Raw genomic sequence first — 18,059 nt, forward strand, 5'->3', positions numbered from 1 at the left:
ATGAGACGCGCCAAGATCGTCGCAACACTCGGGCCCGCCACGTCGTCGTATGAGATGGTTCGCGCCATCATCGACGCCGGTGTGGATGTCGCCCGCCTCAACCTGAGCCACGGAGATTACTCCGTGCACGATGCCAACTTCGCCAACGTGCGCAAGGCGGCAGAAGACGCCGGTCGCCCGGTCGCCGCCCTCGTCGACCTCCAGGGTCCGAAGATCCGCCTCGGCAAGTTCGAGAACGGCCCCCACGACCTGTTGCCCGGCGACATCTTCAAGATCACCATCGAAGACATCCTCGGCACCAAAGAGATCGTCGGCACCACGTTCAAGGGCCTTCCGCAGGACGTCCGCCCCGGCGACTTCCTGCTGATCGACGACGGCAAGGTCCGCGTCGAGGTCGTCGAGACCGACGGCACCGTCGTGACCACCAAGGTCATCGTCGGCGGTCCGGTCTCGAACAACAAGGGCATCAACCTGCCCGGCGTCGCGGTCAACGTGCCCGCGCTGAGCGAGAAGGACGAAGCCGACCTGCGCTGGGGCCTCAACGCCGGCGCCGATCTGATCGCGCTGTCGTTCGTCCGCGACGCCAGCGACATCACCCGCGTGCACGAGATCATGGCCGAAGAGGGACGCTACGTCCCCGTCATCGCCAAGATCGAGAAGCCGCAGGCGGTCGACAACCTCGAAGAGATCATCGACGCGTTCGACGGCATCATGGTCGCCCGTGGCGACCTGGGCGTCGAGCTGCCGCTCGAGGCCGTGCCGATCGTGCAGAAGCGCGCCGTCGAGCTGGCCCGCCGCATGGCGAAGCCCGTCATCGTCGCGACGCAGATGCTCGAATCGATGATCACCAGCCCGGTGCCCACCCGCGCCGAGACCAGCGACGTCGCCAACGCCGTCCTCGACGGTGCGGACGCTGTCATGCTCTCGGGCGAGACCAGCGTCGGCGACTACCCGGTCGTGGTCGTCGAGACCATGGCGCGCATCGTGGAGTCCACCGAAGAGCACGGTCTCGATCGCATCGCGCCGCTGACCAACAAGCCGCGCACCCAGGGCGGCGCGATCACCCTCGCCGCCGTCGAGGTCGCCGACTTCGTCGAGGCCAAGTACCTCTGCGTCTTCACCGAGTCCGGCGACTCGGCACGTCGCATGTCGCGCCTGCGTGCGACCATCCCCATGATCGCGTTCACGCCCGAGCCCGGCATCCGCCGCCGCCTGGCGCTGACGTGGGGCGTGCGCTCCACCCTGGTTGAGCACGTGTCGCACACCGACAAGATGTTCCTGCAGGTCGACGACTACCTGCTGTCGAACGACCTGGCCAAGGTCGGCGACAAGGTCGTGGTCATCTCGGGTTCCCCTCCCGGAATCGCGGGCTCGACCAACGACCTGCGCGTGCACCGCGTCGGCGACGCCGTGCACGGTGCGGCTCCCGGTTACCAGGACGTCTGAGTCCCGACGACGCGCGCCGGTTCGTTCCGGCGCGCGTCGCCTTCGTTCCCGCCCGGTAGATTGGGAACGCAACACCTGCCGGTGTGGCGGAATGGCAGACGCGGGGCACTCAAAATGCTCTGTCGAAAGACGTGTGGGTTCGAGTCCCACCACCGGTACCCGCGACAGCATCCCGTGCGATCGGGGGCTGCGATCCGGGGGATTGTCCCCTCCCAGACTTAGGATGGTTCCGTGACTGATCAAGAAGCCGTTCCGGCCAGCGCTCCGAACGCACCTCGACGCGTCGTCGTGGCCGAAGACGAGTCGCTCATCCGCCTCGACATCGTCGAGATCCTGCGCGACAACGGCTATGACGTCGTGGGCGAAGCGGGCGACGGCGAGACCGCCGTGCAGCTCGCCACCGAACTGCGTCCCGATCTCGTGATCATGGATGTCAAGATGCCGCAGCTCGACGGCATCAGCGCCGCCGAGAAGCTCAGCAAGAACCACATCGCCCCCGTGGTGCTGCTCACCGCCTTCAGCCAGAAGGAGCTCGTCGAGCGTGCCAGCGAGGCCGGCGCCCTGGCGTACGTGGTGAAGCCCTTCACGCCGAACGACCTGCTTCCCGCGATCGAGATCGCCCTCGCCCGTTACGAGCAGATCATCACGCTCGAAGCCGAGGTCGCCGACATGGTCGAGCGCTTCGAGACCCGCAAGCTCGTCGACCGGGCCAAGGGCCTGCTCAACGAGAAGATGGGCCTCAGCGAGCCCGAGGCCTTCCGCTGGATCCAGAAGGCGTCGATGGACCGCCGCCTGACCATGCAGGACGTCGCGAAGGCGATCATCGAGCAGCTGGCCCCCAAGAAGGGCTGACGAGACCTCTCGCGAAATGGATGCCACTCCGGTGGCATCCATTTTTCGTACCCGGGGGAGGGGGTCGGCGCAGGAGCAGAGCCGGTCAGCGCGACGGCAAGGGCCGCGCGCGCGACCACGATCAGCGCGCGGGGGCGTCCTTGATCATGTTCGTGATGCGCACCGTCGAGCAGCGGCGGCCCTGCTCGTCGGAGATCGCGATCTCGTGCACCGTCAGCGAACGACCCAGGTGGATCGGCGTGCAGACGCCGGTGACATGGCCCGAGGTGGCGGAGCGCGTGTGCGTGGCGTTGATGTCGATGCCGACGGCCAGGCGCCCGGGACCCGCGTGCAGGTTGGCGGCCATCGATCCCAGCGACTCGCCGAGCACGACGTACGCGCCGCCGTGCAGCAGGCCGACGGGCTGGGTGTTGCCTTCGACGGGCATGGTGGCCACGCACCGGTCGACGGTGAACTCGACCCACTCGAGGCCCATCTTCTCGGCGAGGGCGCCCATTCCGCGCAGCTTCGCCCAGTCGAGGCCGGACACGGAGTCGGAGGGTGTGGACGTCATCATCGCCTTCGTCGGGCCGGGACCGGGGGAGTGTCCGTGGCACTCGTTACGCTGGAGGAGTGACGGATGCCGAAAAGCCTACTCTCCTCGTCGTCGACGGCCACTCGCTGGCCTACCGCGCGTTCTACGCGCTGCCCGTCGACAACTTCTCCACGAAGGACGGACAGCACACCAACGGCATCTACGGCTTCCTGTCGATGTTCGTCAACCTCGTGAAGGCCGAGAAGCCGACGCACCTGGCTGTGGCGTTCGACACCTCGCGGCAGTCGTTCCGCACGCGCGAGTACGCCGAGTACAAGGCGAACCGCAGCGAGTCTCCCGCCGAGTTCAAGGGCCAGATCCCGCTGCTGCAGGACTGCCTGCGGGCGATGGGCGTCCCCGTGCTCGCGAAAGAGGACTTCGAGGCCGACGACATCCTCGCCACCCTCGCCACGCAGGGTGAGGCCGAGGGTTTCACCGTGCTCGTGTGCTCGGGCGACCGCGACACCATCCAGCTCGTCACCGACGACGTCACGCTGCTGTACCCGAACGTGCAGGGCGTGTCGCAGCTGAAGCGCTACGACACCGCCGCCGTCATCGAGAAGTACGGCCTGCCGCCGGCGCAGTACCCCGAGATCGCCGCCCTGGTCGGCGAGACCAGCGACAACCTGCCGGGTGTGCCCAAGGTCGGCGAGAAGACGGCCGTGAAGTGGCTGACCCAGTGGGGCTCGCTCGACGCCCTGCTCGACAACGCCGACAAGATCACCGGCGTCGTCGGCGGCAACCTGCGCGAGCACATCGACGGCGTGCGGCGCAACCGCACCCTCAACCGTCTGCTGCGCGACGTCGAGCTCGACAAGGCCCCCGGCGACCTCGCGATGCAGCCGCTCGACGCGCAGGCCGTGCGCGACATCTTCGCGCGTCTCGAATTCCGCACGCTTCTGCCGCGCGTGTTCGACGCCCTCGGCGGCGACTCGGGCGATGCCGTCGACGAGGCTCTGCCCACGGCGACCGCGCCGACTCCCGCCACCCTCGACGCCACGGCTCTCGTCGAGTGGGCGACGGGCGTCACGGGACCCGTGGGACTGTCCCTCACCCTCGAGGGCGGCCGACCGGCGCACCTCGGTCTGGCGACCGCCGACGCCGCGGTCGAGGCCGCGTGGACCCCCGCGGTCCGCGACTCCCTCGCCGAGTGGTTGGCCTCCGATGCGCCCAAGGTCCTGGCCGATGCCAAGCCCCAGATCAAGGCGCTCGCCCGCGAAGACGTGACCCTGCGCGGCATCGCCTCCGACGTCATCCTGGCCGGCTGGCTCGTGCGCCCCAGCTTCCCCGACAAGACGCTGGGCGACCTCGTCGAGCGCTTCCTCGACGAGAAGCTCCCCGAGGCCGACCCCACGCAGCTCGTCCCCGAGACCGAGGGCGCCACGCCCGGCCAGCTCGCGTGGTTCATCCGCCGCGTGGCCGAGGCGCAGCGCGCCGACATGCCCGCGCGCGTCGCCGAGGTGCTCGACGACATCGAGCTGCCCTCGCTCACCGCTCTGGCCGACATGGAGCTCGCCGGTGTCGCCGTCTCGCACGAGAAGCTGTCGAGCTTCTCGGCCGAGCTCGGCGCGCGAGCCGACGCGCTCGCCCGTGACGCCTACGCGGCGATCGGCCACGAGGTGAACCTCGGTTCCCCCAAGCAGCTGCAAGAGGTGCTGTTCGACGAGCTGCAGCTGCCGAAGACGCGCAAGACGAAGAGCGGCTACACGACCGACGCCGCCGCCCTCGCCGACCTGCAAGAGAGCGCGCCGCACCCGTTCCTCGACCTGCTGCTCAAGCACCGCGAGGCGACCAAGCTCAAGCAGATCATCGACGCACTCGACGCGGCCACCGGCGCCGACGGGCGCATCCACACGACCTACGTGCAGACCGGCAGCCAGACGGGGCGCCTGTCGAGCACCGACCCCAACCTGCAGAACATCCCGATCCGCACCGAAGAGAGTCGCCGCATCCGTGCGGCCTTCGAGGTCGGCGAGGGGTACGAGACCCTGCTCACCGCCGACTACTCGCAGATCGAGATGCGCATCATGGCGCACCTGTCGGGCGACCCCGGGCTGATCGAGGCGTTCAACTCGGGCGAAGACCTGCACCGCTTCGTCGGCGCGCGCGTCTTCGGCGTCGACCCCACCGAGGTCACCCCGGCCATGCGCACCAAGGTCAAGGCCATGTCGTACGGCCTCGTGTACGGCCTGTCGGCGTTCGGGCTGTCGAAGCAGCTGCGCATCGAGCAGTCCGAGGCGAAGAAGCTCATGCTCGAGTACTTCGCCCGCTTCGGCGCCGTCCGCGACTACCTGCGGGGGTCGGTGGAGCAGGCCCGCCAAGACGGCTACACCGAGACGATCTTCGGCCGCCGCCGCCCGTTCCCCGACCTCACCAGCATGAACCGCGTGCTGCGCGAGAACGCCGAGCGTGCAGCCCTCAACGCCCCCATCCAGGGCAGCGCCGCCGACATCATGAAGGTCGCGCTGTTCCGCATCAGCGACGAGCTGGCATCCGCGGGTCTGCGCTCGCGTGTGCTGCTGCAGATCCACGACGAGCTCGTCGTCGAGGTGGCGACGGGGGAGTGGGATGCCGTGGAGCAGATCGTGCGTGCACGCATGGCCGACGCCGCCCAGCTCACCGTGCCGCTCGACGTGCAGATCGGCCGCGGCGCGGACTGGGACGAAGCCGGGCACTGACGCGGGGGCAGGCGCTGCGCTTCCGCGCCGGGGTAGGGGGCCGCACGCCTCGGCGCACGGACGACGCTGCCGCACCGGCGCCGCGGGCCGCTTGCTCCGGCGCGTTCGCACACCCGGGCGCCCTCGACCGTGCGTCATCTGCCGTATCGGCATCCGGCGCGATCCGGGGCCGAGGTGCATCTGCGCCCCGGCTTGCCTAGGCTCGAAAGATGACTGACGCACAACGCACCCCCACGCCGATCGACACGATCGCCGACGCGTGGGTCGACACCCTGGCCGAGCGCGTACCCACCCTGGCGACGTACATCGGACGCGACGAGCACAACGGCCGCTTCGGCGACTACAGCCCCGAGGGCACCGATGCCCTCGTGGCCGAGGCGCGTACGGCGAAGGCCGCCCTCGAGGCGGCCCAGCCCGTCGACGCGATCGACACCGTCACGCAGATGGACCTCGTGCGCGAACTCGATCTGATGATCGAGCAGCACGCGGCGCGCACGCACCTGCGCGACCTGAACGTCATCGCCTCGCCCGCGCAGGACATCCGCGCGACCTTCGACCTCATGCCCACCGCCACCACCGACGACTGGGCGACGATCTCGCAGCGCCTGCGCGCCCTGCCCGCCGCGATCGACGGCTACGTCGAAACCCTGCGTCGGGGCATCGCCGAGGGCGTCGTCCCCGCGCGGCGGCAGGTGACCGAGGTGGTGACGCAGATCGGCCGCTACACCGCCGACACGGGCTTCTTCGCCGAGTTCGTCGGCAACGCCGCTCCGGCCGAGGGACAGCTCCCCGCCTCGCTCGCCCGCGATCTCGACCAGAACGCGGGAGCCGCGCGCGTGGCGTACGACGCGTTGGCCTCGTTCCTGTCGTCGGAGCTCGCCCCGGTCGCGGGGGACGTCGACGGTGTGGGCCGCGAGATGTACGCGCTGCACTCCCGACAGTTCCTCGGCGCCGAGATCGACCTCGACGAGACCTACGACTGGGGCGTCGAAGAGCTCGCCCGCATGGTCGCCGAGCAAGAGGCCATCGCGAACGAGATCCTCCCCGGTGCGAGCGTCGAAGAGGCCGTGGCCTTCCTCGAGAAGGACGAGTCGCGCAAGCTGCACGGCACGAAGGCCCTGCAGGAATGGATGCAGCGCACGAGCGACCACGCCGTCGCCGAGCTCGGTCGCACCCACTTCGACATCGCGGAGCCCATCCGCACGCTCGAGTGCATGATCGCCCCCACCAACGAGGGCGGCATCTACTACACCGGTCCGACCGACGACTTCTCGCGCCCGGGGCGCATGTGGTGGTCGGTGCCCGAGGGCGTCGACACCTTCGACACCTGGCGCGAGCTGACCACGGTCTACCACGAGGGCATTCCGGGGCACCACCTGCAGATCGCGCAGGCCGTCTACAACCGCGCCGAGCTCAACTCGTGGCGGCGACTGCTGGCCGGCACGAGCGGTCACGCCGAGGGCTGGGCGCTGTACGCCGAGCGTCTGATGGAGCAGCTGGGCTACCTCGACGACCCGGCCGACCGCCTCGGCATGCTCGACGGTCAACGCATGCGCGCGGCGCGCGTGGTGCTCGACATCGGTGTGCACCTCGGCAAGCCGCGCCTCGACGGAACCGGCACGTGGGACCACGACTACGCCCTCGCGTTCATGCTGAAGAACGTCAACATGAGCGAGGAGTTCGTGCGTTTCGAGGTCAACCGCTACCTCGGCTGGCCCGGGCAGGCGCCGGCCTACAAGGTCGGCCAGCGCATCTGGGAGCAGGTGCGCGACGAGGAGCAGGAGCGCCGCGGCGCCGACTTCTCGATGAAGCAGTTCCACACGCGTGCGCTCGACATCGGCGGCGTCGGTCTCGACACACTGCGGGCGGCTCTGGCCTCCGGCTGAGCGAGGGGAGGGGCGTCGCGATCGCGGCGCCCCTCCGCCGATGCGGGGAATGTTTCGTCCTCGCGTAAAGTTCATTCATCCGAATGCAAGGAGACCCCATGGACGCCACCCCCGTCGAGCTCGGCCTCGATACCTTCGGAGACATCTCGCGCGGCCCCGACGGGTCGCTCCAGTCCGACGCACAGACCATCCGCAACGTCGTCGAGCAGGCCGTGCTCGCCGATCAGGTGGGCCTGTCGTTCTTCGGCGTGGGGGAGCACCACCGCAAGGACTTCGCGGTCACGAGCCCCGAGATCGTGCTCGCCGCCGCAGCGGCCCGCACCTCGAACATCCATCTCGGCACCGCGGTGACCGTGCTGTCGTCTGACGACCCGGTGCGCGTCTACGAACGGTTCGCCACGCTCGACGCCGTCTCGAACGGTCGCGCCGAGGTCATCCTCGGGCGCGGGTCGTTCATCGAGTCGTTCCCGCTCTTCGGCTACGACCTCAGCGACTACGAGCAGCTGTTCGAAGAGAAGCTCGAGCTGTTCTCGCTGCTGCTCGACGAGAAGCCCGTCACCTGGTCGGGACGCACGCGGGCCGGTCTCCAGGATGCCGACGTGTACCCCAAGACCGAGAACGGCCTGAAGGCGTGGGTCGGCGTCGGCGGGTCGCCGGAGTCGGTCGTGCGCGCCGCCCGCTACGGCTACGGCCTCGTGCTCGCCATCATCGGCGGATCGTCGGCCCGGTTCCGCCCCTTCGCCGATCTGTACCGCCGCTCGTTGCAGGAGCTCGGCAAGCCCGCCATGCCGATCTCGGTGCACTCGCCCGGCCACGTCGCCGAGACCGACCAGCAGGCGTGGGACGAGGCGTACGAGGGCGTCGCCGAGCTGAACACGACGATCGGTCGCGAACGCGGCTGGCCCGCCTACAACCGCCTGCGCTTCCAGCAGGACGTCGGCCCCGAGGGCTCGATGTACATCGGTTCGCCCGAGACCGTGGCCACCAAGATCGCCGCCACCGTGCGCGTGCTCGGCGCCTCGCGCTTCCAGATGAAGTTCGCCAGCGGTTCCATCTCGCACGACCGACTCATGTCGGGCATCGAGCTGTACGGTACCCGCGTGCTTCCGCTGGTGCGCGAGATGCTCGCCGACACCGATCTCTCCGTCGACGCCGACCTGCCCGGCATCCGGTGACCACGACGACCGACACCGTGCGGGTGTCCGAACGCCTCGACGCGCTGCCGTTCACCCGCCGTCACGGCAAGATCCTCACGGGGTCGGGTCTGGGCTGGGCTCTGGATGCCATGGACGTCGGGCTCATCTCGTTCGTCATCGCCGCACTGGCGGTGCAGTGGCAGCTCGCGCCCACGCAGGCGTCGTGGATCGCCTCGGCGGGCTTCGCCGGGATGGCGATCGGGGCGAGCCTCGGCGGGCTGCTGGCCGACCGTTTCGGTCGACGCCAGGTGTTCGCCCTGACGCTGCTGGTCTACGGCGTGGCAACCGGGGCGAGCGCCCTGGTCGGGGGCCTCGGCGCCCTGCTGGTGTTGCGCTTCGTGGTGGGGCTGGGCCTCGGTGCGGAGCTGCCCGTGGCCTCGACCTACGTGAGCGAGTTCGCGCCGGCGCGTATCCGCGGGCGCCTGATCGTGTTCCTCGAAGCGTTCTGGGCCGTCGGGTGGACCGCCGCCGCACTCATCGGGTACTTCGTCGTCCCCGCGTCGGCCGACGGGTGGCGGTGGGCGTTCGCGCTCGGCGCGATCCCCGCCGTGTACGCCCTGATCGTGCGGTGGGGGCTCCCCGAGTCGCCGCGCTGGTTGGCCTCACGCGGCCGCAACAGCGAGGCGGTCGCGATCGTGCGCGATCTCGAGGCCGCCGCCGGGCGCATCTCGCTCGAGCCCTCGTCCGAGGGAGTCGCGGCATCCGCTCCCGCCCCGCGCGCTCGCGTGGGCGCCCTGTGGTCGCGGTCGCTCCGCGCGCGCACGGCGAGCCTGTGGGTGCTGTGGTTCTGCGTCAACTTCTCGTACTACGGCGCCTTCATCTGGATCCCGACGATCCTCGTCGCCCAGGGCTACGACCTCGTGCGCTCGTTCGGCTTCACGCTCATCATCACTCTCGCGCAGCTGCCCGGGTACGCGGTCGCCGCGTGGCTCATCGAGGCGTGGGGCCGGCGCGCGACGCTCGCCACCTTCCTCGCGGGTTCGGCCGTCGCTGCGGTGCTGTTCGGCACCGCGTCGGGCGAGGTGTCGCTGATCGCCACGGGCATGATGCTGTCGTTCTTCAACCTGGGCGCCTGGGGCGCCCTGTACGCCGCCACGCCCGAGACGTACCCGACGGCGCTGCGCGCAACGGGTGCCGGGTGGGCGGCCGGTGTGGGACGGATCGCCTCGATCCTCGCCCCGCTGGCGGTGCCGCCGCTGCTCGCCCTGGGCGGCGCCCCGGTGCTGTTCATCGTCTTCGCGGCGTTCTTCGCCGTCGCCGTGGTCGCGGCCCTGTTCTTACGCGAGCAGCGGGGTCGCGCGCTGGCGTGACCCGTCGCCGTGCTCGCCGCGCCGTTCTTGCGCGAGCAGCGGGGTCGCGCGTTGGCGTGAACCGTCGTCACACACCGTCGAGTGTCCAGGACACGCCGTGCTCGCCCCGACGGACGCGGCGTGTCGTGGACACTCGAAGGGGTGGGCCCCGCGCGTAGGCTCGACCCATGGCATCCGTCCGCTACGTCGCGATCGGCGACTCGTTCACCGAAGGAGTCGGCGACGAACTGCCCGACGGAACCGTGCGGGGGTGGGCCGACCTCGCCGCTCAGGGATGGGCGGATGCCACCGGCGAACCGATCGAGTACACGAACCTCGCGATCCGCGGCAAGCTCATCGAGCCGATCGTCGAACAGCAGCTCGAACCGGCGCTGGCGCTGAAGCCGACGCACCTGTCGTTCAACGGCGGGGGCAACGACATGCTGCGTCCGCGCGCCGACCTCGAGCGCATCGTCGGCCTGTTCGAACATGTGCTGCGCCGGTGCGACGACGAGGGGGTGCAGCTGATCGTGCTCTCGGGGGCCAACCCCTCGGCGGGGCTTCCCCTCGGGCGCGTGCTGCAGGTGCGCGGCGACCGGCTGTCGAAAGCCGTCGAGGAACGCCTCGCGTCTCGCACCGACGTCATCACGGCGTACAACTGGTTCGACCGCGAGCTCGCCGGCGGGGAGTTCTGGTCGATCGACCGACTGCACATGAACACCCGTGGACATCACCGCGTCGCCGCGCGCGTGCTCGAGTCGGTCGGCCTGACGGCACCGGAGGAGTGGTGGCGCCTGCGCCAGATCCCCGAGATCGAGCGGCTGAGGGGCTCGGCCTACTACCGTGAGCACGTCGCGCCGTGGGTGCGCCGTCGACTGGCCGGCACCTCGTCGGGCGACGGCCGCGCGCCGAAGTTCGGCGGGCAGTGGGTGGAGTTGACGCCGCGCGGATGACGGGCCGGGGCTCGGCATCCGGAATCGTCCACACCCTGGCCCGGGCGGCCACGGGCGCCTAGGATCGCCGGATGTCCCCCTCGACCAGGACGTTCTGTTCCCTCGCGATCGTCGCCGTAGCGGCCATCGCACTCACCGGATGCACCGGAGACGACGACGCGGCACCCTCACCCGGCGCCGTGGCGAGCGAGACGACGCCGTCGCCCTCCGCGTCGCCGTCCGTGACCCCCGACCCGTGGGCGGGGTACTTCGACGATGAGGTGGCCGCCGCCGCACCCGGCGACTTCCTCTGGCAGTCCTGGGGCACGTTCGGCGACTCGGGCGGCGTCGCTCCGTTCCGCAGCGACAACCAGACGATCGACCCCGGCGCCTACGCGGTCACGATCGATTGCGCCGGACCTGACGCGGTGACCGGGCGCATCTCGACCTCGGCGGGGACGGCCATCGGCGAGCCGCTGGTGCTGCCGTGCCAGGCATCGACGCAGGTGCAGATCGATCTGCCCGAGCGTGGTCTGCTCGTCGAGCTCGACAGCGACCGCGAGCCAGGGGCGTTCCTCATCCGGGTGAGTGCCCGGGGGTAAGAGGCTGCGGGGGAGGGGATCGGCGGGTCAGGACGTGCGGCACTCCGCACCAAGAACGAAGTGCAGCATCCCGTCGATCGTCGAGCGATCGCGGGCCGACACACGCACGACGGCGTCATACCGGAGGTCCTCCTGCATCGCGCGGTCCGTCGCGAATCCGGCTGCGTCGAAGGCGGCCAGGATCGCCGAGTAGGAGCGAGCATTGTCGCCTGTGGAAAGGGCGAGATCGATGCCCGTCGCTCCATCGCAGGGCAGCTCGGCGGCCGAGGGGATCGCGACGGGTGCGCCCGCGGCATCCGTAACCGGACCTATCGCGGAGTTCACGACGAGGGCGGCCAGCCGCACGACCTCGACCCGAGGGTCACCCGCGGCGGTCGGTCGAGGGCCACCGTCAGGATCGGGGGCGACCGTTGGCGATGGGAGCGAAGTGACCGGCTCGGGCCCTCCCGCCAGGCCGCACCGCACGTCGCCCGGATCGACGATGCGGGGGAGCACGAACCGAGGCTCGCCGACAGCGCCCGGCGGCTCGGTCGCGCTGTCGAACGTGTGCCACACGCGCAGGAGATCACCGTCGACGACGACCATGTACAAGCCTTGCGAGAAGGGCGTGTGCCCATCGTCGGTCGACACGTGTGCGACGGAGGTGGCGAGAATTCCCTCGGGACGCAGGACCTCGATCCGCGCCGAGAGCAGGAACGGACGCTCGCTCACGACGTAGCCGGTCTCGCAGCCCTGGGCAACGAGGGGCACCACCGTGCCCCCGCCCGTCAGCACGCCGAGGAGCCCGGCCACGAGCATCGCCCCGAACGCCGCCAACCGCAGCGGGACGAAGAGCAGCAACCACCAGCGCGGTGCGCGAATGGCGCAGACGAGCAAGAAGAACAGAACCGCGGATGCCAGGGCACTCGCCGCGGCGAGGGATTCGGCATCCATCGACGCGATGAGCACCTGCGTGCGCCCGTCGTCGCGCGCACTCACGGCCATCACCGCGGCGAAGACCGCGACGGCAACGACGAAAAGCGACCCGCAGAGCACGCTCAGAGCTCGTCGTGGCAGGCGAACGGGTGCGTCCCAGATATCGCGCGACATCGCGTGAGCATCGCAGGCTTGACTGAGCGCTGACCGCACACCCGGTCCATGGATTCATGCGCGACGATGTCCTCATGACTCTCGCGATCGTCACCGGAACCACCAGCGGAATCGGCCTGCACACGGCCATCGGCCTCGCTCAGCGCGGCGCACGGGTCGTCGCCACCGTGCGCGACACCGGGCGCGCCGACGCGCTGCGCACCGCGGCATCCGACGCCGGTGTCGAACTCGACATCCGCGCGCTGGACGTGACGGATGCCGCGGCCGCCCAGGCCCTCGTCGACGCGGTCGGCCCGGTGGACATCCTCGTCAACAACGCCGGGCGCGGCGCCGTCGGCACGCTCGAGCAGCTCACCGACGCGCAGCTGCAGGAGCAGCTCGAGACGAACTACCTCTCGGTCGCGCGACTGACGCGTCTCGTGCTCCCCGGTATGCGCGACCAGGGGAGCGGCCGCATCGTCACGGTGACGAGCGTCGGGGGAGTGGTGGGCCAGCCGTTCTCCGACGCGTACTGCGCGGCGAAGTTCGCCGTGGAGGGCCTCATGCAGTCGCTCGCCCCGGTCGTCGCCCCGTTCGGCATCGACGTGTCGATCGTCGAGCCCGCCGCCGTCGCCTCGTCGTTCGTCGACTCGGTGCACCGCGCGGCGCCGGGCCCGTACGCCGCCCAGCAGCAGGCCTACCTCGAGCGGGCCGCGACGTCTTTCGCGAACGCGCAGCCCGCCGACGAGGCCGCCGAGACCGTGATCGAAGCGGCGCTCACCGATGACCCGCGCTTCCGCTGGCAGACGTCGGAGGCCGCCGTGCGCTTCGCCGGTCTGTCGATCAGCGACCTGTCGGGCGCGCGCGTGCTCGACGCGACGTCGAGCTGGGTGCGCTGACCCGCGCCCTGGACGCCCGGCGGTCTCAGCAGCGGAGCATGTTGCTCAGTACAGCAGCGCCGCAGGCTCGAGATGGGCGGTCTGGTCTCCGACGAGCGTGAGCTCGCGCGGGTCGATCTTTCGTACCTCGGTGGTGTCGGACAGGTCGTCGAGGGTGACCCAGAAGATGTTCGGGCTCCGCGTCGAACCGAAGTAGTAGACCCGGTTCGTGAGGTCGGCCCCGGCGCGCCACCAGGTGGGGTACACGTCGCCCGTCGAGTACGGTGCGCCGTAGGGGACCGAGACGTTGGCGATGAGCTGGAACACTCCCGCCACGGCCTCTTCGGTGTTCTCGGGCTCGGGCAGGTAGTGCAGGAAGTACGCCGAGCGCACGAACCGGTCGGTCGAGGTGATGTCGCCGGGCGGGGGGAACTCACCGCCGAAGGGACGGTACCGGGCGAGGTTCTCGAGCTGCTTGTCGAGGGTGGGGGAGTTGGCCATCACGGTGTACTCGGGGCCGTGGTGCACGACCAACTCGCCCCCGAGAGGCTCGATGATCGCGGAGTCTCCGGAGGCGTCTTCGAGGGCGATGTGCACCCCGAGCTGGATGCCGCGGAACAACGGCGAGGTGATGCGCACGCGGTCGATGTGGGCGACGGCGTCGGCCACGGTGGCGAAGTTGTCGAGCAGGTACTGCACCCACAGGGCGTTGGCGACCGAGGGCCGCCCGTCGGGCTCGGGAAACTCGACGTCAGTGGGGTCGAGGTACAGGGCGTGGGCGCCGAGCCCCTTCTCGTTGAGGCCGTCGACGGTCCCCATGCCCCACATGCTGGTCACGACGCTCGCGTAGGCCGACGTCCAGGTCAGCGAATGGTCGTCGGCCCGGCCGTCGCGGGCCGTGCCGCGGGGCAGGAACCACAGCTCGGGCTCGTCGCTGACGGCCCAATCCATACAGCGGCTGACGGTCTTGGCGACGTCGTTGGTGTTCCAGAAGATTCGCGTGCACACGAGGTGCAGCGTATCCCTTCGCGGCGGGGACGCTAGGGTGCACACGTGCCTGTGGAAAGTGACACCCCGTCGACCGGCCCCTGGGGCTGGGTCGGAGTGTGGGTCCGCGAAGAGAAGTTCTGGCGCGATATCGGCGCACGAGTGCTGGCGGGTGTCGTCACGGCGGCGATCGTCTACGCGGGGGCGCTGCTTCTCGGCTACCTTCACACGCCTGAAATCGGCGCGAGCCTTCTTCTCGGTCTCGGTGTCTTCGCCTGCGGGAGCCTCGTCGCGGGCAGCGTCGCACTCCTGAGCGGCGCGCGATCGCGCCGAACGGCGGGGCGGGGCGTCGGGGCGCGCATCGCCCTCGCGGTTTTTCTGCTGCTCGCGGCGGGTGCCATCGCCGCCGGAGTCGTGTCGGACGTGTTCTGACCTGATCGGGTCGAGGGATCGCCGCCGGTCGTGTGGGTGCCGGGGAAGGGTCGTTCCTCTTCAAGCTGACATAATGTGCATTATCGGCGTACGCTCTGGTTGGGCTGCATCGAGCGAAAGAACCCCCGACGCGCTGCAGAGCACGCAGCAAATGCCGAGCACGTGCGCTCTGACGAGATCCGCATCCGCGCACGGCGTGCTGACCGCGCGAGCACCCACGGCCGGCGCCTCGCACGTCGACGGCCTCACCCGCGGCCAGGTGCCGTTGCCGGAAACGCGCTCGCTACGGAGAACGTCTTGATACACGTTGTGCTTAATTCACGATTTTCTGTATCCTGGCCGCATGTCGACGATCGCACCGAGCGCCACCGCGACCCACACCGCCGCACTGGCACGCCTGGGGCACGCTCTGTCCGACGGAACGCGCGCGGGGGTGCTCCTCGCTCTGCGGGAAGCTCCGGCGTATCCGTCCGACCTGGCGGACACGCTCGGGGTGTCGCGTCAGGTGATGTCGAATCAGCTGGCGTGTCTGCGCGGTTGCGGGCTCGTCGAGGCCGTGCCGGACGGGCGCCGCACCTGGTACCGGCTCGCCGACGCGCACCTCGCGCCGGCGCTGGATGAGCTGCTGCGCGTCGTCCTCCATGTCGAGCCCGACTGCTGCGCGGGTGAGACGTGCACCTGCGCATGAGCGATGCCGCGACCGACAGGCGGCGGGTCCTGCAGCGCCGTATCCGGTGGATCGTCGCCGCCACGATCGTCTACAACGTCGTCGAGGCCGTCATCGCCCTCACGGCGGGAACGATCGCCTCATCGTCGGCCCTCATCGGTTTCGGCCTGGACTCGACCATCGAGGTGCTTTCGGCGGCCGCCGTCGCGTGGCAGTTCACTCGACGCGAACCCGAGCGATGGGAGAAGGGCACTCTTCGCGTCGTCGCGGTCGCGTTCTTCGCCCTCGCCGCCTACGTCACGGTGAGTTCCGGTCTCGCCCTCGTGGGCCGGGTCGAGGTCGAGCACTCCCCCGTCGGCATCGCCCTCACGGCGCTCAGCGTCGTCATCATGCCCTTCCTCTCGCTGGCCGAGCGGCGCGCGGGCCGCGAGCTCGGGTCGGCGACCGCCGTCGCCGACTCGAAGCAGACGCTGATCTGCACCTACCTGTCGGCCGCGGTGCTCACCGGCCTCGTCCTGAACGGGGTGTTCGGCTGGTGGTGGGCCGACGCCGTCGCGGGCCTCGTCATCGCCGCTTTCGCCCTGCGCGAGGGGCGGGAAGCCTGGCGCGGCGACGCCTGCGCCACCTCCGTCGGGATGATCCTCGAGGCCGACCATGACCCCGCCGACCACGACACCACCGCGCACGACCACGCGCACGAGGACCATCACTGAGCCATGAAATCCCTCTTCACGCCCTTCACCGTGACCGCCGCGGCGCTCGCGATCCTCATCGTCGCCGGGCTGGTCGCCTTCCTCTTCGACCGAGCCCAGTCCCCCGGCCCGTCAGCGAACCCCGCGATCATTCGAGACGACACCCAGGTCTTGGACGACGGCGGCGAAGACGCGGTGACGGTCGTGGAGTTCCTGGATTTCGAATGCGAAGCGTGCAGCGCGACGTACCCCGTGGTCGAGGAGCTGCGTGAGAAGTACGCGGGGCGCATCACGTACGCCGTCCGCTACTTCCCCCTCCCGGGCCACGCGAACTCCACCACTGCGGCCGTCGCGGCCGAGGCCGCCGCCCAGCAGGACCGGTTCGAGGACATGTACCACCGTCTCTTCCAGACGCAGAGCAGCTGGGGCGAGGCGCAGGAGTCACAGGCCGAGACCTTCCGCCGATACGCCGCCGAGATGGGACTCGACATGGCGGCGTACGACGCGGCGGTCGCAGACCCGGCGACCGCCGCCCGGGTGAAATCGGACTTCGACGATGCACGCGCGCTCGGCGTGCGCAGCACTCCCACGTTCTTCGTCGACGGCGCCCCGCTCGTCCTCCAGAGCGTGAACGACCTCGAGAACGCGGTGAAGGCGGCCATCGAGCGCTGATCCCCTCAGCCGTCGGCAATCGTCGAAGGTGAGGCCCTCCGAGGCGCCACCCCCTCAAGCCTCGTCTGCCTCCTCGCTGCGAGAGCCGACCGTGCATCGCGACCGTCTCCGCCCCCGTTACGCTCGAATCGATGCCCCCCACCCCCGCTCCTCTGCCCCGCCGGGTCCTCGCGTGACCGGCGTCCTCACCGGCTTCGCGGTCGTGGGCCTCGCCGTGGTGGTGGGCTACGTGATCGCCCGCATCGATCTGCTCGGGCCGCACGCGCGCCACGTTCTGAGTCGCCTGACGTTCTACGTGCTCTCACCCTTCCTTCTGTTCACGGTGCTCGCCCGCGCCGACGTGGCGACGCTGTTCTCGGCGCTCTTGCCGGTGTCGATGATCACCGCGGCCGTGATCATCGGCCTGTACACCCTCGTCTCGGCGCTGATCCTGCGTCGCCCGGTCGGCGAGACGGTCATCGGCGCGCTGTCGGCGGGCCAGGTCAACAGCAACAACATCGGCATCCCGATCTCGCTCTACATGCTCGGCAACGCGGCGTTCTCGGCTCCCGTCATCCTGTTCCAGCTGCTCGTGCTCATGCCGATCGCGCTGTCGATCCTGGATGCCGTCACCTCGGGCTCCCGCTCCGTCAAGCGGATCGTGACGCAGACGGCCAAGAACCCGATGCTCATCGGATCAGCGCTGGGCGTGCTCGTCGCGGTGCTCGGTATCGACCTGCCGCCGATCGTCTTCGACCCGCTGCACCTCATCGCGGGGGCGTGCGTGCCGGTTCTGCTGATGTCGTACGGCATGTCGCTGTACGGCCAGCGGGTGCTGACCGAACCCGGGCGTCGCGTCGACGTCGTCATCGCGTCGGTCTTGAAGCTCGTGGCCATGCCCGCTCTGGCGTGGCTCGTCGCCTTGTGGTTCGGTCTGCCCGACGACCAGGTGTTCGTGGTCGTCGTTCTCGCCGCGCTCCCGACGGCGCAGAACGTGTTCAACTTCGCGCAGCGGTACGGCGTCGGCGAGATCCTGTCGCGCGATGTGGTGTTCCTCTCCACCGTCGGGTGCCTTCCCGTGCTGTTCGCGGTGGCCCTGCTGCTCGGGTGACCTCACCCTCACACGTCGACGGCATCACCCCCTCTTCACCCTGTGGAGAGTTCTGACGGCGGCCGGGCGCGGTGAGCCTACGATGCTCGCGTCCCCTTCGCCGACCCACCGCGGGAGC

General features: G+C 69.9%; 17 protein-coding genes and 1 tRNA gene. 15 read left to right on the forward strand and 3 right to left on the reverse strand.

Going from position 1 to position 18,059, the window contains the following annotated elements; translation table 11 throughout:
* The 3 genes from pyk to IFR11_RS02765 all read left to right on the forward strand — a co-directional run bounded on the left by pyk (position 1) and on the right by IFR11_RS02765 (position 2,298).
* Positions 1–1,446, forward strand: coding sequence for a pyruvate kinase (pyk, locus tag IFR11_RS02755; protein ID WP_055837460.1), 1,446 nt, complete (start codon positions 1–3; stop codon positions 1,444–1,446).
* Between the two features lie 77 nt (positions 1,447–1,523).
* Positions 1,524–1,604: transfer RNA gene (locus IFR11_RS02760), tRNA-Leu, on the forward strand.
* A gap of 73 nt (positions 1,605–1,677) precedes the next feature.
* On the forward strand, positions 1,678–2,298 hold the full coding sequence (locus tag IFR11_RS02765; protein WP_055940193.1) for an ANTAR domain-containing response regulator: 621 nt from the start codon (positions 1,678–1,680) through the stop codon (positions 2,296–2,298).
* Positions 2,299–2,419: 121 nt separating this feature from the next.
* On the opposite strand, the gene IFR11_RS02770 is transcribed toward IFR11_RS02765, so the two are convergent.
* On the reverse strand, positions 2,420–2,851 hold the full coding sequence (locus IFR11_RS02770) for a hotdog fold thioesterase (RefSeq protein ID WP_055837944.1): 432 nt from the start codon (positions 2,849–2,851) through the stop codon (positions 2,420–2,422).
* 59 nt (positions 2,852–2,910) lie between these two features.
* Between IFR11_RS02770 and polA the strand changes: the two genes are divergently transcribed.
* The 6 genes from polA to IFR11_RS02800 all read left to right on the forward strand — a co-directional run bounded on the left by polA (position 2,911) and on the right by IFR11_RS02800 (position 11,455).
* Positions 2,911–5,550 carry a DNA polymerase I gene (gene polA / locus IFR11_RS02775; RefSeq protein ID WP_191915129.1) on the forward strand — a complete coding sequence of 880 codons (2,640 nt, stop codon included), beginning with the start codon at positions 2,911–2,913 and terminating at the stop codon, positions 5,548–5,550.
* Between the two features lie 209 nt (positions 5,551–5,759).
* Positions 5,760–7,436, forward strand: a complete 1,677-nt coding sequence (locus tag IFR11_RS02780) for a DUF885 domain-containing protein (RefSeq protein ID WP_055837471.1) — start codon at positions 5,760–5,762, stop codon at positions 7,434–7,436.
* A gap of 98 nt (positions 7,437–7,534) precedes the next feature.
* A complete protein-coding gene (locus tag IFR11_RS02785; protein ID WP_055837474.1) occupies positions 7,535–8,611 on the forward strand; it encodes an LLM class flavin-dependent oxidoreductase in 1,077 nt (358 codons plus the stop codon).
* The gene (locus IFR11_RS02790) at positions 8,608–9,942 is read left to right on the forward strand and encodes an MFS transporter (protein WP_055837478.1); all 1,335 of its coding nucleotides are present in this window, start codon (positions 8,608–8,610) and stop codon (positions 9,940–9,942) included. The genes IFR11_RS02785 and IFR11_RS02790 overlap by 4 nt, the downstream gene beginning before the upstream one ends.
* Before the next feature lie 167 nt (positions 9,943–10,109).
* Positions 10,110–10,874: an SGNH/GDSL hydrolase family protein gene (locus IFR11_RS02795; RefSeq protein ID WP_055837481.1), complete on the forward strand. Its 765-nt coding sequence runs from the start codon at positions 10,110–10,112 to the stop codon at positions 10,872–10,874.
* A gap of 71 nt (positions 10,875–10,945) precedes the next feature.
* Positions 10,946–11,455, forward strand: coding sequence for a hypothetical protein (locus IFR11_RS02800; RefSeq protein WP_191915130.1), 510 nt, complete (start codon positions 10,946–10,948; stop codon positions 11,453–11,455).
* A gap of 27 nt (positions 11,456–11,482) precedes the next feature.
* Here the strand turns inward: IFR11_RS02800 and IFR11_RS02805 are convergent, their stop codons facing one another.
* The gene (locus IFR11_RS02805; RefSeq protein WP_191915131.1) at positions 11,483–12,544 is read right to left on the reverse strand and encodes a hypothetical protein; all 1,062 of its coding nucleotides are present in this window, start codon (positions 12,542–12,544) and stop codon (positions 11,483–11,485) included.
* 74 nt (positions 12,545–12,618) lie between these two features.
* On the opposite strand from IFR11_RS02805, the gene IFR11_RS02810 reads away from it, so the two are divergent.
* Entirely contained in the window at positions 12,619–13,422 is an 804-nt protein-coding gene (locus tag IFR11_RS02810) for an SDR family NAD(P)-dependent oxidoreductase (RefSeq protein ID WP_191915132.1), read from the forward strand.
* A gap of 45 nt (positions 13,423–13,467) precedes the next feature.
* Here the strand turns inward: IFR11_RS02810 and IFR11_RS02815 are convergent, their stop codons facing one another.
* Positions 13,468–14,409, reverse strand: a complete 942-nt coding sequence (locus IFR11_RS02815) for a linear amide C-N hydrolase (protein ID WP_191915133.1) — start codon at positions 14,407–14,409, stop codon at positions 13,468–13,470.
* A 45-nt stretch (positions 14,410–14,454) separates the two neighbouring features.
* On the opposite strand from IFR11_RS02815, the gene IFR11_RS02820 reads away from it, so the two are divergent.
* The 5 genes from IFR11_RS02820 to IFR11_RS02840 all read left to right on the forward strand — a co-directional run bounded on the left by IFR11_RS02820 (position 14,455) and on the right by IFR11_RS02840 (position 17,941).
* A complete protein-coding gene (locus IFR11_RS02820) occupies positions 14,455–14,820 on the forward strand; it encodes a hypothetical protein (RefSeq protein ID WP_191915134.1) in 366 nt (121 codons plus the stop codon).
* A 343-nt stretch (positions 14,821–15,163) separates the two neighbouring features.
* Positions 15,164–15,508 carry an ArsR/SmtB family transcription factor gene (locus tag IFR11_RS02825; RefSeq protein ID WP_055837498.1) on the forward strand — a complete coding sequence of 115 codons (345 nt, stop codon included), beginning with the start codon at positions 15,164–15,166 and terminating at the stop codon, positions 15,506–15,508.
* Positions 15,505–16,200 (forward strand): cation transporter, encoded by a 696-nt coding sequence (locus IFR11_RS02830; protein WP_191915135.1) that lies wholly within the window; start codon positions 15,505–15,507, stop codon positions 16,198–16,200. Before IFR11_RS02825 ends, IFR11_RS02830 begins: the two co-directional genes overlap by 4 nt.
* A gap of 3 nt (positions 16,201–16,203) precedes the next feature.
* Positions 16,204–16,851 carry a DsbA family protein gene (locus tag IFR11_RS02835; protein WP_191915136.1) on the forward strand — a complete coding sequence of 216 codons (648 nt, stop codon included), beginning with the start codon at positions 16,204–16,206 and terminating at the stop codon, positions 16,849–16,851.
* Positions 16,852–17,023: 172 nt separating this feature from the next.
* The gene (locus tag IFR11_RS02840) at positions 17,024–17,941 is read left to right on the forward strand and encodes an AEC family transporter (protein ID WP_055837505.1); all 918 of its coding nucleotides are present in this window, start codon (positions 17,024–17,026) and stop codon (positions 17,939–17,941) included.
* The last annotated feature ends 118 nt before the right edge of the window (positions 17,942–18,059 follow it).

Origin of the sequence: Microbacterium sp. CFBP 8801, assembly GCF_014839455.1 — a bacterium.
Classification (GTDB): Bacteria; Actinomycetota; Actinomycetes; order Actinomycetales; family Microbacteriaceae; genus Microbacterium.

Bases quoted from the DNA above. Each gene is read 5' to 3' on its own strand.
- IFR11_RS02830 (WP_191915135.1), top strand. From the start codon at position 15,505: ATGAGCGATGCCGCGACCGACAGGCGGCGGGTCCTGCAGCGCCGTATC.
- IFR11_RS02800 (WP_191915130.1), top strand. From the start codon at position 10,946: ATGTCCCCCTCGACCAGGACGTTCTGTTCCCTCGCGATCGTCGCCGTA.
- IFR11_RS02785 (WP_055837474.1), top strand. From the start codon at position 7,535: ATGGACGCCACCCCCGTCGAGCTCGGCCTCGATACCTTCGGAGACATC.
- pyk (WP_055837460.1), top strand. From the start codon at position 1: ATGAGACGCGCCAAGATCGTCGCAACACTCGGGCCCGCCACGTCGTCG.
- IFR11_RS02780 (WP_055837471.1), top strand. From the start codon at position 5,760: ATGACTGACGCACAACGCACCCCCACGCCGATCGACACGATCGCCGAC.
- IFR11_RS02795 (WP_055837481.1), top strand. From the start codon at position 10,110: ATGGCATCCGTCCGCTACGTCGCGATCGGCGACTCGTTCACCGAAGGA.
- IFR11_RS02810 (WP_191915132.1), top strand. From the start codon at position 12,619: ATGACTCTCGCGATCGTCACCGGAACCACCAGCGGAATCGGCCTGCAC.
- IFR11_RS02825 (WP_055837498.1), top strand. From the start codon at position 15,164: ATGTCGACGATCGCACCGAGCGCCACCGCGACCCACACCGCCGCACTG.
- IFR11_RS02770 (WP_055837944.1), bottom strand. From the start codon at position 2,851: ATGACGTCCACACCCTCCGACTCCGTGTCCGGCCTCGACTGGGCGAAG.
- IFR11_RS02805 (WP_191915131.1), bottom strand. From the start codon at position 12,544: ATGTCGCGCGATATCTGGGACGCACCCGTTCGCCTGCCACGACGAGCT.
- IFR11_RS02835 (WP_191915136.1), top strand. From the start codon at position 16,204: ATGAAATCCCTCTTCACGCCCTTCACCGTGACCGCCGCGGCGCTCGCG.